The sequence below is a fragment of the Nocardiopsis sinuspersici genome (assembly GCF_001998325.1).
In the GTDB taxonomy this organism is placed as follows: Bacteria; Actinomycetota; Actinomycetes; order Streptosporangiales; family Streptosporangiaceae; genus Nocardiopsis; species Nocardiopsis sinuspersici.
Map to the genome: position 1 here is coordinate 4,661,164 of NZ_MCOK01000001.1, position 15,465 is coordinate 4,676,628.

The 15,465-nt window shown below is 72.0% G+C and carries 15 protein-coding genes; 9 read left to right on the forward strand and 6 right to left on the reverse strand.

All coding sequences use genetic code 11. The annotated features are described in order from the left end of the window. Positions 1-2: 2 nt before the first annotated feature. Together purF and purM are read left to right on the forward strand one after the other, a co-directional pair. On the forward strand, positions 3-1,499 hold the full coding sequence (gene purF, locus NOSIN_RS20155; RefSeq protein WP_077693677.1) for an amidophosphoribosyltransferase: 1,497 nt from the start codon (positions 3-5) through the stop codon (positions 1,497-1,499). Positions 1,500-1,598: 99 nt separating this feature from the next. Further along, on the forward strand, positions 1,599-2,657 hold the full coding sequence (purM, locus tag NOSIN_RS20160; protein WP_077692250.1) for a phosphoribosylformylglycinamidine cyclo-ligase: 1,059 nt from the start codon (positions 1,599-1,601) through the stop codon (positions 2,655-2,657). 152 nt (positions 2,658-2,809) lie between these two features. Here the strand turns inward: purM and NOSIN_RS20165 are convergent, their stop codons facing one another. Beyond that, positions 2,810-3,037, reverse strand: a complete 228-nt coding sequence (locus tag NOSIN_RS20165) for a DUF3073 domain-containing protein (protein ID WP_077692251.1) — start codon at positions 3,035-3,037, stop codon at positions 2,810-2,812. A 235-nt stretch (positions 3,038-3,272) separates the two neighbouring features. Here NOSIN_RS20165 and NOSIN_RS20170 point away from each other — a divergent pair, with 235 nt between their 5' ends. Both NOSIN_RS20170 and bldC read left to right on the forward strand, forming a co-directional pair. Beyond that, complete coding sequence (locus NOSIN_RS20170; RefSeq protein WP_077692252.1) at positions 3,273-4,124, forward strand: hypothetical protein; 852 nt, start codon at positions 3,273-3,275, stop codon at positions 4,122-4,124. Positions 4,125-4,828: 704 nt separating this feature from the next. Next, positions 4,829-5,032: a developmental transcriptional regulator BldC gene (gene bldC / locus NOSIN_RS20175; RefSeq protein ID WP_013155387.1), complete on the forward strand. Its 204-nt coding sequence runs from the start codon at positions 4,829-4,831 to the stop codon at positions 5,030-5,032. A gap of 269 nt (positions 5,033-5,301) precedes the next feature. On the opposite strand, the gene NOSIN_RS20180 is transcribed toward bldC, so the two are convergent. Further along, positions 5,302-6,612: a hypothetical protein gene (locus tag NOSIN_RS20180; RefSeq protein ID WP_236743405.1), complete on the reverse strand. Its 1,311-nt coding sequence runs from the start codon at positions 6,610-6,612 to the stop codon at positions 5,302-5,304. Between the two features lie 507 nt (positions 6,613-7,119). Next, positions 7,120-8,505 (reverse strand): LPXTG cell wall anchor domain-containing protein, encoded by a 1,386-nt coding sequence (locus NOSIN_RS20185; protein WP_077692254.1) that lies wholly within the window; start codon positions 8,503-8,505, stop codon positions 7,120-7,122. 577 nt (positions 8,506-9,082) lie between these two features. Between NOSIN_RS20185 and NOSIN_RS20190 the strand changes: the two genes are divergently transcribed. The 4 genes from NOSIN_RS20190 to NOSIN_RS20205 all read left to right on the forward strand — a co-directional run bounded on the left by NOSIN_RS20190 (position 9,083) and on the right by NOSIN_RS20205 (position 12,308). Then, positions 9,083-9,967: an N-acetylmuramoyl-L-alanine amidase gene (locus NOSIN_RS20190; protein ID WP_077693678.1), complete on the forward strand. Its 885-nt coding sequence runs from the start codon at positions 9,083-9,085 to the stop codon at positions 9,965-9,967. Between the two features lie 80 nt (positions 9,968-10,047). Further along, the gene (locus NOSIN_RS20195; RefSeq protein WP_077692255.1) at positions 10,048-10,368 is read left to right on the forward strand and encodes a hypothetical protein; all 321 of its coding nucleotides are present in this window, start codon (positions 10,048-10,050) and stop codon (positions 10,366-10,368) included. A 27-nt stretch (positions 10,369-10,395) separates the two neighbouring features. Beyond that, positions 10,396-11,139 carry a DivIVA domain-containing protein gene (locus NOSIN_RS20200; protein ID WP_077692256.1) on the forward strand — a complete coding sequence of 248 codons (744 nt, stop codon included), beginning with the start codon at positions 10,396-10,398 and terminating at the stop codon, positions 11,137-11,139. A gap of 236 nt (positions 11,140-11,375) precedes the next feature. After that, positions 11,376-12,308, forward strand: a complete 933-nt coding sequence (locus NOSIN_RS20205) for a M48 family metallopeptidase (RefSeq protein WP_143832965.1) — start codon at positions 11,376-11,378, stop codon at positions 12,306-12,308. A 263-nt stretch (positions 12,309-12,571) separates the two neighbouring features. On the opposite strand, the gene NOSIN_RS20210 is transcribed toward NOSIN_RS20205, so the two are convergent. The 3 genes from NOSIN_RS20210 to NOSIN_RS20220 form a co-directional block, all read right to left on the reverse strand. Further along, a complete protein-coding gene (locus NOSIN_RS20210; RefSeq protein WP_077692257.1) occupies positions 12,572-12,832 on the reverse strand; it encodes a DUF6504 family protein in 261 nt (86 codons plus the stop codon). 145 nt (positions 12,833-12,977) lie between these two features. Then, positions 12,978-13,448, reverse strand: coding sequence for an NUDIX hydrolase (locus NOSIN_RS20215; RefSeq protein WP_077692258.1), 471 nt, complete (start codon positions 13,446-13,448; stop codon positions 12,978-12,980). Positions 13,449-13,491: 43 nt separating this feature from the next. Continuing rightward, complete coding sequence (locus tag NOSIN_RS20220) at positions 13,492-14,076, reverse strand: GNAT family N-acetyltransferase (protein WP_171986613.1); 585 nt, start codon at positions 14,074-14,076, stop codon at positions 13,492-13,494. A 115-nt stretch (positions 14,077-14,191) separates the two neighbouring features. On the opposite strand from NOSIN_RS20220, the gene NOSIN_RS20225 reads away from it, so the two are divergent. Next, positions 14,192-15,460, forward strand: a complete 1,269-nt coding sequence (locus NOSIN_RS20225; protein WP_077692259.1) for an ROK family transcriptional regulator — start codon at positions 14,192-14,194, stop codon at positions 15,458-15,460. Positions 15,461-15,465: the final 5 nt, after the last annotated feature.

Here is a 15,465-nt window from a genome sequence, read left to right on the forward strand (position 1 = left end):
GTGTGTCGTACTCCGACGGCCGGCTCTCCATGGACCTCGATCCGCTCGAACGCGGCCCGCAGGACGCCTGCGGCGTCTTCGGGGTCTGGGCACCCGGCGAAGAAGTCAGCAAGCTCACCTACTTCGGCCTCTACGCCCTGCAGCACCGCGGGCAGGAGTCCGCGGGCATCGCACTGAGCGACGGGGACCGGATCCTCGTCTACAAGGACATGGGACTCGTGTCCCAGGTCTTCAACGAGGCGACCCTGGACTCCCTGCGCGGCCACCTCGCGATCGGCCACTGCCGCTACTCCACCACCGGCTCGCCGGTGTGGGAGAACGCCCAGCCGACCTTCTACACGGCGCGTGAGGGGGGTCTGGCCCTCGGCCACAACGGCAACCTGATCAACACCCCGGAACTGGCGGCGATGCTGCCCGACACCCGTCGGGGCGCCACCACGGACACCGAGGTCCTCACGAACCTGCTGGCCGACCGGGCCAGGAACGGCAGTTCGGTGGAGGACGCGGCGGCCGAACTCCTTCCGAAGGTCAGGGGCGCCTTCTCCCTGGTGTTCATGGACGAGAACACGCTGTACGCGGCGCGCGACCCGCAGGGCATCCGCCCGTTCGTGCTGGGCCGCATGGGCGAGACCTCCGGCGCCGGCGGCTGGGTGGTCGCCAGCGAGACCGCCGCCCTGGACATCGTGGGCGCCACCATGGTCCGCGAGATCGAGCCCGGCGAGCTCATCACCATCGACGAGCGCGGAGTCCGGTCCCGCCGCTTCGCGCCCGCCCGCCGCAAGGGCTGCCTGTTCGAGTACGTCTACCTCGCCCGCCCCGACACCACCATCGCGGGCCGCAACGTCAACTCCACCCGTGTGGAGACGGGCCGCCGCCTGGCCAGGGAGCACCCGGTGGAGGCCGACCTGGTCATCCCGGTACCCGAGTCCGGCACGCCCGCCGCGGTCGGCTACGCCGAGGCCAGCGGCATCCCCTTCGCCCAGGGCCTGGTGAAGAACTCCTACGTGGGACGCACCTTCATCCAGCCCAGCCAGACCCTGCGCCAACTGGGCATCCGGCTCAAGCTCAACCCGCTGCGCGAGGTCATCGAGGGCCGCCGCCTGGTGGTCGTGGACGACTCGATCGTGCGCGGCAACACCCAGCGGGCCCTGGTCCGGATGCTGCGCGACGCCGGCGCCGCGGAGGTCCACGTGCGCATCTCCAGCCCGCCCGTGCTGTGGCCCTGCTACTACGGCATCGACTTCGCCACCCGCGCCGAGCTCATCGCCGCGAACCTGACCGTGGACGAGATCGCCGAGTCGGTGAACGCCGACTCCCTGGCCTATGTGGACCTCGACGAGCTCATCGCCGCGTCGGAGGTGCCCAAGGACGACCTGTGCCGGGCCTGCTTCGACGGCGTGTACCCGATCGACGTGGACGTCGACTCCCAGGGCAAGTACCTGTTGGAGAAGGCCTGCGGCACGCCCGAGGGCTCGACCCTGGCCACCAGCGACAAGTAACCACCCCCGGACCGGACCCGGCGCGGCGGCTCCGCCGTGCCCGGGGACGGGCCGCGGGGACCGCACCACCAACGCAACACAGCACGAGGAGAGACTCGCGTGGCAGCCGACAGCACAGGGACGACGGGCGCGTACGCGGCCGCGGGCGTCGACATCGCCGCCGGTGAGCGCGCCGTCGACCTGATGAAGCGTCACGTGGCGCGCACCCGCCGACCCGAGCAGGTGACCGACGCCAGCGGCTTCGCGGGTCTGTTCCGGCTCGACACGGGCAGGTACAAGGACCCGGTCCTGGCCACATCCACCGACGGCGTGGGCACCAAGGTGCTGCTCGCCCAGCAGATGGACAAGCACGACACGATCGGCGTCGACCTGGTGGCGATGGTCGTCGACGACCTCGTGGTCAGTGGCGCCGAGCCCCTGTTCATGACCGACTACGTCGCCTGCGGCGCGGTGGTCCCCGAGCGCATCGCCGAGATCGTCGGCGGCATCGCGGAGGGCTGCCACCAGGCGGGCTGCGCGCTGATCGGCGGGGAGACCGCCGAGCACCCGGGCGCCATGGAGCCCGACGAGTACGACCTCGCCGGCGCGGGCACCGGCGTGGTGGAGGGCGACGCGATCCTCGGCCCGGACCGGGTCCGCGAGGGCGACGCGGTGATCGCCATGGGCTCCTCGGGGCCGCACTCCAACGGCTACTCGCTCATCCGGCACATCGTGGAACGGGCCGACCTGGACCTGTTCGCGCACGTCCCCGAGCTGGGCGGGGTACTGGGCGAGGTCCTGCTCACCCCGACCCGGGTGTACGCCAAGGACTGCGTCGCGCTGACCGGCGCGGTGGGGGTGCACGCCTACGCGCACGTCACCGGCGGCGGCCTGGCGGCCAACCTCTCCCGGTCCCTGCCCGACCACCTGGACGCGGAGCTGGACCGCGCCACCTGGTCGCCCGCTCCCGTGTTCGGCCACCTCGCCGACAGGGGCGGTGTGAGCCGGGAGGACATGGAGGCCACGTTCAACATGGGTGTGGGCATGGTGGCGGTCGTCGCGGCGGAGGACGCCGGACGCGCGCTGGAGGTACTGGCCGACCGCGGTGTCCCGGCCTGGCGGCTGGGCACGGTGACGGCCGGCTCCGGCCAGGCGGTCCTGACCGGCGAGTACGCGTGAGAAACGGACGCGAACATAGCCGGTGCGAACCACCAGGGTGGTTCGCACCGGCTATATCCACCTGTCCGCCACGGCTTCCGAACGGAGAACCGTAACCGCCACAGGTCAGCGGTTGTTGTCCGAGCGACCTGAGAACCTCGCCCGACCGGCTACTACTTGTCGGAGTCCGAGTACTTGTCGGCAAGATCCGCGTAACGGTCGACCAGGTCGTCCTGAGGATCCTCGTAGGCACCGTCCGGACCCAACGGCCCGGAGGTAGACCCCTCGTCCTCAGCGACACCCAGCTCCGACCGCAGCCGCTCAAGGTCGGTCCCGCCGGAGCTGTACTTGAGCTTCCGGGCGACCTTCTGCTGCTTGGCCTTGGCTCGGCCGCGCCCCATTGGCTCGACCCCCTCAACGATTGGGTTCCGACGAACCCCAGATCACTTACTAACCCGCACTATCGGGCTGACGGCCGTCAAACGCGACTGACGACAGGCGCCAGCTTACGTACACACACAACCGTACCTGGTCGGCCCCCGTCGTGCCTACGCCACCCGGGTGTGACGGATGTGGTGCGCACACGGATCGGCGCCCTGACAGGGGATCGCCACGGTGAGTGCCACGCGCAACGATATGTGCCACGATGCGTTCGTGCTGCCCTACACCGCCTACCTCCGCGTCTACCAGCCGATCCACTCGTTCTCCCCGTGCGACCGCAGCTACTGGGAGGAGTACGCGGCCTCACCCGACCGGCCGCGGCGGATCAACGCGCTGGCGGCGGAGCACGCCGAGAGCCTGCGGCGGCTGGTCACGACGCCTCCGGTGGTGGCGCCGGCGGAGGAGAGCCGCAACGCCTACCTCCGGCGGGTGAACGAGCGCCTGTACGTCTGCCCGTGGCAGACGCGGCTGCGCTCTTGGCGGGCCTTCACCGAGTTCACCGACACGATGCCGGTGGCGGTGAGCGGGGCGTTCGTACCGGATCCGGAGGCCGAGCGCACCGAGGAGCACTACCGGGAGTGGCGGGACTCGGGCTCGCTGACACGTCCGGGCATCCTGTCGAGCAACTGGACCATCCCGGTCCCCTGGTTCGTGCCGTTCCAGCCCCAGGAGCGGTGCCTGGTGCTGTCGTCGAACTCCACCCGGACGCTGCTGTACCTCACCCGGACCTCACTGGCCACACGCCGGCTCGAACACACGCTGGCGGTGCTGCGGGAGCACATCGGGCAGCGGGGGGTGTCGGCCTCGACCGAGAACCTGGCGGACTGGCTGTCCCTGACGGCCCACCCCGACTCGCTGCTGGAGCTGGACTACGGGGGCCTGCCGCACCTGCTCGACGACGACCACCTGAGTGAGGACCACTCGGTGGCCGAGGTGTCGGGGGCGGTGGAAGCCCTGGTGACAGGGGAGGTCGAGCGCGTGCTGGAGTTGCGGGAGAGGCTCACGCGGCGCTGGAGGTCGGTACGTGCCCTGGAGCACGCCAACTGAGAGTTACGGTATCCCCACTTTTTCGTGGACACGGGTATGCCTTCTGTCGTCTCCGCATGGCCTGGGTACGCACGCGCCACGCCGGTGTCCAACCTGGTACACCAGGTTTCTCGGCCTCCTCCGGAGATCTTTTCGCACGTGACAACGGTGCGAGCCCGGACGTCGTCCGCGCACGACATCAAGCGTCGTGAAACTGGGCATAACGCCCGATAGGGATCGACGTAGACTGTAACCAGCCGATCACTGAGCGCACTCTGAGTAACCACGGAACCCTTGCCACGCGGGCGATCCGCACTTCCCGACCCGACAGCCGAAGCACACACGGCCTCGCCTCCACCGGTCCACCCCACGCCCTCCCCCACGGCGACCGACCAGGGCCACGCCCTCCTCCCCCGGAACATGACACCGGGTTTCGGTCAGGCCTCCGTAGCACTTCGGGAACTCCGGATCGAGAAAAACGAGGCCGGAGAACGAAGTTTTGACCGAATACGCCACATGCCACTAAACGTGTCGCTAGAATCACTTAGCGTGACGCGGCCACGGGCGGCTTTCTGGCCTCCCACGCGCAAAGTTGCTTGGAGTGGTCGTACAATCACCTCGGGTGATGCCAATATAGACCTAGAGGGAATATTGGACATCCGGGCCAAGTGCCAGGATTAAGGCTCAAGGATCGGCACACAGATCCAGGAGGAGAGGCCGTACACATGTCAACTCGCACGCCCGAGGCGGAGCCCCTGTTGACCCCCGCCGAGGTTGCCACCATGTTCCGCGTGGATCCCAAGACCGTGACACGCTGGGCCAAGGCGGGCAAGCTGACCTCGATCCGCACCTTGGGCGGACATCGCCGCTACCGCGAGACTGAGGTCCGCGCCCTGCTGGCCGGAATCCCCAGCCAGCGTACGGAGTGATCTCCCGGTCTGTGCCGGTTCCGGGGGGAACGGTCGGGCAGGCTCCGGCTGCTGACAAAGCCGAGCAAGGCTGACAATGGTCGAGGGCGGGTCTTCGAGAAGGAGACCCGCCTTCCGTGTGTCCCGAGCTCCGGGGCCGGGGAGCCGGCTGGACCGTGTTTCCTCGGAGCTCCGCCGCGCTCCGCCTCGTGCCCGACGCCGCGGGTACGGCAGCCCGTCGGCGCCCTCGCCACCCCCAGCGGCACAGGACCGGGTCCACCGGACAGGACCTAGCCGATCCGGTCGTCCATGGCGGTGGTGCGCTTGCGGGCCAGGAGGGTCGCGGCCGTACCGCCGCCGACCGCCACCACCGCGGCGGTGACCAGCCCGACGAGCGAGCCGCCCGTGGTCGCCAGGCGGCCGTCGTCCCCGGCCGCCTCCCCGGTCTCCCCGCTCCCGCCGTCCTTGTCGCCGGGAACCGGTGACGTGTCCGCGGCGCGGGTGGAGCCGAGGGCCCACGAGTCGGCGAAGTCCACCGCGAAGCCCTTCTCCTCCCGGGGCTCGCCCACCTGCACCCACACGGTCATCCAACTGCGGCTTCCCCGGCCCTCCCAGTCGGGGTCCTCGTCCCCGAAAGCCGTCTCGGCGGCCGCGAAGCGGACGCTGACGGGCACCTGTAGGACCACGTCGCCGTCCTCGTCGACCACCTCCAGGAGGTCGCGCGCCACGAGCCGGTCCCCGCCCGCCTCCAGCGGTCCCACGGAGGTGCCGAACGCGGTCAGGTCGCCGTGCGCGAACGTCGCCTCCGTCTCGCCCCCGTAGGCGGCGGTGGCCGTGGTGGTCACGTCGGAGAGGGTGAACTCCACCGCGTTGCCGTCGGCGGAGACCGTCTCGTAGCCGGTCTCGTCGAGGACGAACACGTCGTCCTCGCCCGGGGAGGCACTGGGGGAGGCACTGGGGGAGGCGCTCGGGGACGAGGCGTCCCCCAGCGGTTCGCGAAGGGGCGCGTCGGACGGCGCCCCGTCCCCCCGGGCCCCCTCCTCGTCGCCGGGGGCGGTGCCGGCACCTCCGTCGGCCCCGGACGCCTCCCCGCCGGTCAGGGGCTCCTTGTCGCTCGGGACGGGTGCGTCCCGGAGCGGGGCGGCCTCCTCCGTGGGCTCGGCCCCCGAGGAGGGGACGGGGGTCGGGGAGAAGGGGGACGGCGAGGCGTCGGGGAGCGCGGCGTCCGGCGGTACGTCGATCATCCCGTGGGCGGCGAGGTCGGTGACGTCCATCCGGAAGGTCGCGGTCCGCACGGTGGAGGCGGCGCGCGCGCCCGCCTCGTCGACCACGGTGTGGCTCTCGCCGTCGATCTCCAGGTAGTGCGCCATCGGACCGAAGACGTCCTCGGCCGCGGCGCTGCCCTCGGTCGTGCCGCCGAAACCGGTGGCGGTCGAGTAGCCGGCGACGGCGTCGCCGTCGGACACCCAGGCCTGGGCGTTTCCCCAGACGAGCTGGTCGGCGGAGGCCGGGAGCGCGGACACGGCGCCGATCACGCCGAGTGCGGTGAACAGGGCGCCGGCACCGGCGAGGCGGCGTGCGGTCGACTTGGCGGGAGACACCACAACACTCCTGTTGTATCTGGGGGATGTCCGACCCGGGGGTCGGCCCGTGCCCGCCGCGAGCGGCGGACAGGGTTGCCGGGCCGGTCTGGGAGGGCCGGCCGCGGTGTGCGGGGCGGATTCGCACCGGAGTCCTCCCGCCCCGGGAGAGGGCTCCGGTGTACGGCGCGTGGAGGGGCCGCTACAGCGAGCCTAACCCCTGGATCACAAAACGGAAACCATCTCTCGTACGGCGATCGGCAGACATATGTGCACCAACCACCAGACAACGGAGGCATTTGGCAAGAAGTTCCGAGGTTTCCGGCAGAGGTCCGGCAGAAGTTCCAGGTGCCCGGAGCCCGGGGTCGGGGCCGGGGTCGGGGCCGGGTCCGGAGGACGGGGTCCGGGAGGCCGGGGGTCAGGGCGGACCGGTCGGGCCGGGGGCGGTGAGGGGCCGGGAACACGGGAAGGCCCCGGGGAGCACGTCCCCGGGGCCCGGTCGGCTCAGCCGACCACCAAGCCGAAGGCCTAGTCCTCGCTGGTCTCCGTGGCGGAGTCAGCGGCGTTCTTCTTGCGGCGGGCGAGGTAGGCGGCCGCGCCACCGCCGGTGGCGATCGCGGCACCGGCCGCGATCAGGCCGACCACCGGGCTACCGGTCTGGGCCAGGGACTCGGTCGCCTTCGGCTCCGGCTTGGGCAGCGTCTCGGGGTCACGGGCCGGCGGGTTCTTGTCGTCGCCCTTGTCGTCGCCCTTGTCACCGCCCTTGTCCTCGTCACCGTCACCGCCGCCGGTGCCGCCACCGTTGCCGGGGTCCTCCTCCGGAGCGGCGCCGATGCTGGCGTAGGTCACACCCAGCGCGTAGCCGCCCTCGAAGTGACCGGGAACGGTGACGTCCACCAGCAGGGCGGTGTAGGCGTCGTTCCACTCGAAGCCGGCGTCCTCGGAGGGGTAGGTGCCCTCGTCGACGTACAGGGGACCGACCTCGGCGTCGAGCTCGTTCACCCCGATGGAGACGTCGCCGCCCTCGAAGGAGTGGGAGACGTCGCCGTTCCAGCTCTGCGTGGTGGTGACGCTCGCACCGCTGATCGTGGCGTCGAGGACGATCTCGTCACCGTTGGCGGCCGGCGCGGTGTCGTCCGCCTCCAGGGTGACGGTCTCCTCGGCCGAGGCCGCGGCGGCCGGGGCGGAAGAGGCGTCGGTGCCATCGCCGGCCTCACCGGCGCCTTCGCCGCTCTCGCCACCGGTCTCACCGGACTCGTCGCCGGACTCCTCCGGCGCGGTGGCGCCGTCGCCGGCTCCACCGGTCTCGCCGCCGGTCCCACCGGCGCCGTCGCCGGCCTCACCGCCACCGGACCCGTCCTCACCGTCGTCCGCGCCGCCGTCGGCCGCGCCGTCACCACCGGTGCCGTCGCCTTCGCCGTCGGTTCCGCCATCGGTCCCGCCGTCGGTCCCGTCGTCGGTGGAGGGCTCGTCGGACGGGGTCTCAGCGGGAGGAGAGGGCTCGTCGGACGGGCTCTCGGGGGAGGAGGGCTCCTCGGACGGCTTGTCCTCGGGGTTCTCGATCTCGTCGAGGATCGCGTCGACGTCGGAGGCGGTGAGCTGGAGGTGCGCGCTGTTCACCGTGGTCGTCGAGGTCGCCCCGCCGGCGTTCACCGTGGCCGAGGTGGAGGCGTCGATGCTGAGGTAGTCGTCGAGCGCGAAGGTGCCACCGTTGGAGGCGCTGTCCTCCTGGCCCTTCGGGGTGATGTGGGTCGCGGCGACACCGAGCCCGTCAGCGACGTTGGCGTGGGCCCAGCCAACGGTCTGGGTGTCGGCGGCGGCGGGAAGAGCCGTGGAAATGCTGAGCGCACCCAGGGCGGCAAAAGCGGCACCACCCTGCAGAATGCGGCGCGCGGTAACGCGGTTGTTCTTCAAGTCAATCCTCTTCGGATCGCCACAGCCCGAACTCGTCGGGCTGGCCTGGACACGCGTACCACCGCAGGCTGTGGAGAAGCTCGGGGCGCGGGAATCACGAACCAGGGTCGGATGGGGGACGGCGAAGGCGTACAGAAGCCCACTGCCAGCGGAAACAGGTGGACACGGCCGCAACGACAAGGCGGAGGAGCCTTGCGGGGCCGGGTCGGAACCACGTCCCGTTTCCTGACCAGGAGCTTACATCGAGCGACCGTAAAAGGCCAATGAATGGCATAACAAAGGCATCACGCCAGATGTCGATGTTACCCTGAGCGACAGCCTCATTCGATTGGGAAAAATCTTTGCTGTCCCTGTAAACCAACCGACGAATCAAGCGTCTTACTAATAAGTGTGTCGCACCGGAATGTCTCTGGAATGGCTTCCGGCAATCCGGTGTCCTCCGGCGCGAGGGACCATGTGCCCGGCGGCCCGCCGCTCGTCCGGCCGGATCCCGCACTCCCGCACCGGTCGCGTTCCCGGTGCCCCGCGCCCCTCACGGAGGTACGTTCGGGACACCGCGAACGGCTAGGTTGTGGGCATGCCCGTCTCCGTACCGCCGGGGCCCCGGAGCCGCGCCGTCCGCGCCCTGTCCCTCGCCTCCTCGGTCCTGTTCCTCACCGCCGCCTGCTCCGCGTCGACCGGAACGCCGTCCGGCGCCGACCCCACCGCGGCCCCGCCGCTTCCCGGCCCCGAGGACGGTGCCGACCCGTCCGACGGCGGCGCCTCGGGCGGGTCCGACGGCGAACCCGCCGACGACGGCCCCCTCGACAGCCGGGTCGTCGTCATCGACCCCGGCCACAACGGCGGCAACGCCTCCGCCTCCGACGAGATCAGCGCGATGGTCCCCGCCGGGCCGAACGAGAAGGCCTGCGACACCGTCGGCACCGAGACCACGAGCGGTTATGCCGAACACGAGTTCAACTGGGAGCTGTCCGTCCTGGTCGAGGAGAGGCTGGAGGCCGAAGGCGCCACGGTCGTCCTCACCCGCGAGGACAACGAGGGCGTCGGGCCGTGCATCGACGAGCGCGCGGGCATCGGCAACGAGGCCGGGGCGGACGCGGCCGTGTCCATCCACGCCGACGGCGGCCCCGAGTCGGGGCGCGGCTTCCACGTGATCACGCCCGGCGACGTCGACGGTTTCACCGATGACATCGTGGAGCCCTCCCGGCTGCTCGCCGAGGACCTCCACCACGCGTACCTGGAGGGCAGCGGCGTCCCCACCGCCGACTACCTCGCCGACGAGGGCCTGGACGTGCGCACCGACCTGGGCGGGCTGAACATGTCCGACGTGCCCAAGGTGTTCCTGGAGACGGGCAACATGCGCAACCCCGAGGACGCCGCGCTCATGAAGGACCCCGCGTGGCGGAAGCGGGCCGCCGACGCCATCGCCCTCGGCCTGTCCACCTACCTCACGCGTCAGTGAGGCGGACCGGGACGCAGGCACCCGGCCGCAAACGGCCGCGGTGTGTGGCGGAGGCCACCCCCGACAGGCATAATGCGTCCATGACGTCCCCTGCGCCCCAGCCGCTGCCCGCCTTCGACGTGGTCCTGCGGGGCTTCCACCGCCACCAGGTGGACGGTCTCATCGACCGCGTCAACTTCACTCTGGCCACGCTCACCGGCGCTCCGGTCTTCACCGACGCGGCGATACCGATCGCCGGCCTGCCTCCGGAGCAGAACCCGGACCCCATCACCGCCCAGGAGCTGCGGGCGGCCACCCTGGACCTGGTCCTGCGCGGATACGACCGCAGCCAGGTCTCGTACGTCCTGTCCGACCTCGCGGAACGGCTCGACGACGCCGAGTCGCGCACAGCCCGGGGATAACCGCCCGGAGAACCTCGGAACTGCACAATGGGGACCATGCCTCTGACACCGGCGGACATCCGCGAAAAGAAGTTCCACACGGTGCGTCTGCGCCCGGGTTACAACGAGGAGGACGTCGACGAACTCCTGGACCGGATCGAGGCGACGCTCATCGCCCTGGAGGGCGGGCCGCGCACCGGCCCCCTCATCACGGCCGACGAGGTGCGCAACGCGCGGTTTCGCACCACGAGGCTGAGCCCGGGGTACCACGAGGACGAGGTCGACGACTTCCTCGACACCGTGGTCGCCGACCTGGCCGGACGCGGGCTCGGGCGCTCCAACGGTCAGCAGCAGCCGCCCCCGCCCCCCGGACCCGTGGGAGGCCGGGGCCGTCCTGGCGGCCCCGGTGTCCCGGGCACTCCCTCGCGGACCCAGGGCCATCCGCCGGACGAACCGCGGCAGCGTCATGGAACAGGGCCGTCCGACCGGCCGCCCCGGCCGCCACGGGGCTTCGGGATGACCCCCGAGGACATCCGGGAGCAGCAGTTCGCCACGACCCGGCTGACCACGGGCTACAACGAGCAGGAGGTCGACGACTTCCTGGACCGTGCCGAGTTCACGCTGGGCGTGCTCCAGCGGGGACAGCCCGAACGGGCGACCCTCACCGCCGCCGAGGTGGAGCGGGTCCAGTTCGCCACCACACGCGCGCGGCCGGGGTACGACCCCGCGCAGGTGGACCGCTTCCTGGACGTGCTCGCCGAGGAGATGCGCCAGTACGAGCGGCCGGGCTGACCGCCTCCCCGACCACCGCGGTCACCCCGGGTGACGTTTCGGGATCGGGGGGCTCCCGGTGACGGGGGTACTCCGAAGGCGGCGGCGCACCGGCTCCTGCCCGCTGGACGGGCAGGGTCCCGGACACGCCGTCGCGCGCCAACCCCACCCCCAGGGCAGCGGAAAGTAATATTCGGACACAGGAAGTAGTCATCCCCCGCCGTCCCGCAGACCGCCGCGACCCGAGGGGAGGCAGGATGTCCCATGTGACGCCGCCGGAGGGGCGTGCCACCGCCTGTTCGGTCCACGGTGTGCCCGACGGTTCCGCGGTGTCCGGCCCGGGAGCGGACCAGCGGCCCGCCCTTCCCGGCTACCCCGGGGAACCGTACGCGCTCGACGCCGACGAGGAGGTCGTCCCGGCGCCCGCGCACCCGTGGGAGGCGCCGCTGCTGGCCGTGTGCGTGGGCGTGACCCTGCTGATGGCCGCCGGGCTGGTCCACGCGGTGTGGTCCGCGACGGGGTCGTGGGTGTGGGCGGCCGCCGTCCCGGCCGCGGTGGCCGCCGTGTACTGGAAGGTGCGGGGGCTGCTGTACGCGCGGCGCAGGGCGGAGTCGGTGAAGATCTCGCCCACCCAGTTCCCCGAGGTGTACCGGACGGTGGTGTCGCTGGCCGCCGGGATGGGGCTGTCCCGGACCCCGGAGGTGTACGTGCGGGTGGGAGGGCGCCACCGGGAGACGGACGCCGCCGGGCACGGGCTGCGCCGGTACCTGGTGCTGTCGGACGAGCTGTTCGGTCCTGACGGCAGGGTCCGTGATCCGCGGGCGCTGGCCTTCCTGGTCGCGCACCAGCTGGGGCACGTGGCCGCCGGACACGCCGGCTTCTGGCGAAGGACCGCGACCCTGGGCGCGGACCTGGTCCCCGGACTGGGAGCGGCGCTGTCGCGGGCCATGGAGTACACGGCCGACAACCACGCCTACGCGCACGTCCCCGAGGGGGCCTACGCCGCGCGGATCACCGCCGGGGGCGGACGCCTGTACACGCGGATCAACATGGGTGAGATGGCGGACCGGGCGCGCACCGACCGGGGCTTCTCGCTGCTGCTGTACCACCTGCTGGTCCGGCGGCCGGGGAACACCCGCCGGATGGCCGCCCTGCGCGACCGCACCCGGCGCGGCAGGGTCTTCCTCTAACACCCCGGGGTCCCACCTGTGTTGTGCGTACTCGCTCAGCCCCCGGGGGTGTCGTTCGGGCGCCGACGGGGTTCTGGAGGATCCGTAGGCGGGACGACAGGTACTGCGACCGGAGGCCGTCGTTCGAGGGCGGTGGCGGGCGGCGGCGCGGGCCGAGCCGCCATACCGGCGGATCCGAAGGCTCCCGCCTACAGGGCGCCCGGACAAGGAGGGATCCGCGCGCAGCGCCCTCCAAACGACGGGCGGCACCCACCACACACGCCCTAGTTCCACTGGCGGCGCATGGTCCAGCGGTCGGACCCGGCGTCGCGGGAGATGTCGACGATGCTGGGCTCGCCGGCGTCGGACTCGGCCGAGACGCGGAGCATGTGGACCCCGGTGGCGGGAGTGCCGGGCGCCTCGGGGCGCACGGGCCAGTCACCGATGATCCTGCGCACCCGGAAGGTGCGGCCGCGCCAGGTGAACCGCACGGGGCTCCCGCCCTCGGTGGAGCGGACGTCGATCTGTTCGTTCAGGAGACTCACGCGGGCAGCCTATCGAACTCGCGTTCGAGAAAGTCAAGGATCTCGGAAGGCCGGGCCCGTATGTGCCCGGCGGTCGCGGAACACCCTAGGGGCAGGCGGTGCGGCGGGTGGTGGACCCCCGGTCGGCGTGTCGGCCGGAAGCGGTTCAGGTGACGTAGAAGGGGTCCGTGCGGTCCTCGCGGGCGTACCCGATCCGGTCGAGGATGCGCCGGGGCATGTCCGGCAGGGCGTCCGGACCGAACCAGCGCACCTCCAGCGTCTCGTCGCCGCTGGTGTCGGGGGCGCCGCCCACGGGACGGCAGCGAAAGGCCAGGTCCAGGAACTGCACCCGGTCGCCGTTGGGGTAGGTGAAGGGCTCCTGGGCGGCCACGCTGGCGAGCCGCTCCACCTCGACCTCCACGCCGGTCTCCTCGCGGACCTCGCGGACCACGGCCCGGGCGGGCTCCTCCTCGGGCTCCAGGATGCCGCCGGGCGTGGACCAGCGGCCGTCGTCGGCGCGCCGGTGCAGCAGGACCTCGCCCTCCTCCCCGATCACCACCGCCGTCACGCCCACGAGGGGCAGGAGGCCGTGTCCGACGTGTCGGCGCAGTGCGAGGAGGAACTCGGGAACGGGCATGGGCCCGAGACTAACCGCTGGGGCCGGCGGGCCGGGAGAACCGCTACCGGTTCCGGGCGGCGCGCAGCTCGGCGTACTCCTCGGCCAGGATCGACATCAGCACCGCGTCGTGCCACTCACCGTCCCAGCGCAGGCACCCGCGCCATACGCCCTCCCTCACGAACCCGGACCGGGCGTAGGACTTCTGGGCACGGGTGTTGAACGCGAAGACCTCCAGGGAGACCCGGTGCAGCCCGGCCACGGTGAAGGCGTACTCCAGGACCAGGTCGGTGGCCTCGGTCCCGTAGCCCCTGCCGGTGACGGACATGCTGTTGAGCGCGATCCGGTAGCCCGCGCTGGCGTTGTCCGGGTCCAGGTCGATCAGGGCGCACTCGCCCAGGGAGGCGCCGTCCTCCCGGCCGAAGACGACCCAGTCGGCGCGGTCGTGGTGGTCGGGGCGGGTCGCGGCCCAGCGGAGCAGCTCCTCCTCGGTGAACCTGCGGTGGGTACCGGTGAGGCGGCGCACCTCCGGGTCCATGTTCAGGACGGGTTCGACGAAGTGGGCGCCGGTCACGGCGTCGAGCGGTTCGAGTCGGACCCTCGTCCCGGTGAGGACGGGCTGGTCGCGGAAGACGTCGTGGGGCACCATGCTCCGGATCCCACCAGAGACTCCGGGAGGGCACAACCGGTTTTCGGGGCGCGCCCGGACGCCCCTGTACGATCCGGGCACAGTGTGCCGCGTCGGGCGAGGCGAGGGGGACCAGGTGACGGTCGGTTCGGGAACGGTGAGTTTCCAGAGGGTTCGGGAGACGAACCTGGGGGTCGTGCTGCGCACGGTCCGCGAACTGTCCCCCTGCTCGCGGGCGGCGGTCGCCTCGGCCACCGGGCTGAACAAGACCACGGTGTCCAGCCTGGTCGCCGACCTCATGGCGCGCGGGCTGGTCCGGGAGACGGGGCGCAACTCCCGGCAGCGGGTGGGCCGCCCCGGGGTGCTGCTGGCCCTGGACGACTCCTCGATCGCCGCGGTCGGCCTGGAGGTCAACGTGGACTACCTGTCGGTGGTCGCCGTGGACCTGCTCCAGCGTGAACTGGTCAGCCGCCACGTCCCCTTCGACGCCCGGTCGGCCGGGGCGCGGGAGTGCGCACGGCACATCGCGCACACCCTGAGCGCGATGGCCGCGGACCCTGGGCTGAGCGGGCGCACCGTGGTGGGGGTGAGCGTGGCGGTCCCCGCGCTGATCGACGACGGGACGGTGACGCACGCGCCCAACCTCGGCTGGCGCGACGTGCCGCTGCGCGGGCTGTTGTCGGACCTGCTGCGCGAGGCCGGGATGGAGGGCGTCCCGGTGCGTGTGGACAACGACGCGAACCTGGGCGCGGTGGCCGAGTACCGGGTGGGCTCGTTCGCGGGCACGGCCGACCTGGTGTACCTGACCGGCGAGGTGGGGATCGGCGCCGGACTGCTGGTCGGCGGGGAGCCGCTGCGCGGTTCCAGCGGGTTCGCGGGCGAGGTGGGCCACCTGTCGCTGGTCCCGGACGGGCCGGAGTGCGCGTGCGGGCGGCGGGGATGCCTGGAGGCGCTGGCCGGGATCGGGACGATCCTGCGCGGGGCCGTACCCGACCTGGTCCCGGACCGCCCGCTCTCGGGCGACGACGTCGCCCGGCTGGTGGAGGCGGCGGTGGAGCGCGCCCGCGGCGGCGACGCGACGGCCGTGGGCGCGCTGGAGCGGGCGGGCACGTGGCTGGGCCGGGGCCTGGCCATGCTCATCAACGTCACCAACCCGGGCCTGGTGGTGCTGGGCGGCTACTTCGTGCCCATGGGGCCGTGGCTGCTGCCGAACTGCCGGGCGGAGTCGGTGGCGAGCTCGTTCGCTCCGGGGGCGGGCGGCTGCCGGGTGGAGCTGTCGTCCCTGGGGCTGAGCGCGGCGGCCCGGGGCGGGGCCACCGCGATGATCCACTCGCTCGACGCGGGGCTGCTGCCCCTGCCCGAGCCCCGGGCACCGGCCGTCCCCACCGCCCCGGACCCCGCCTGAGCCTC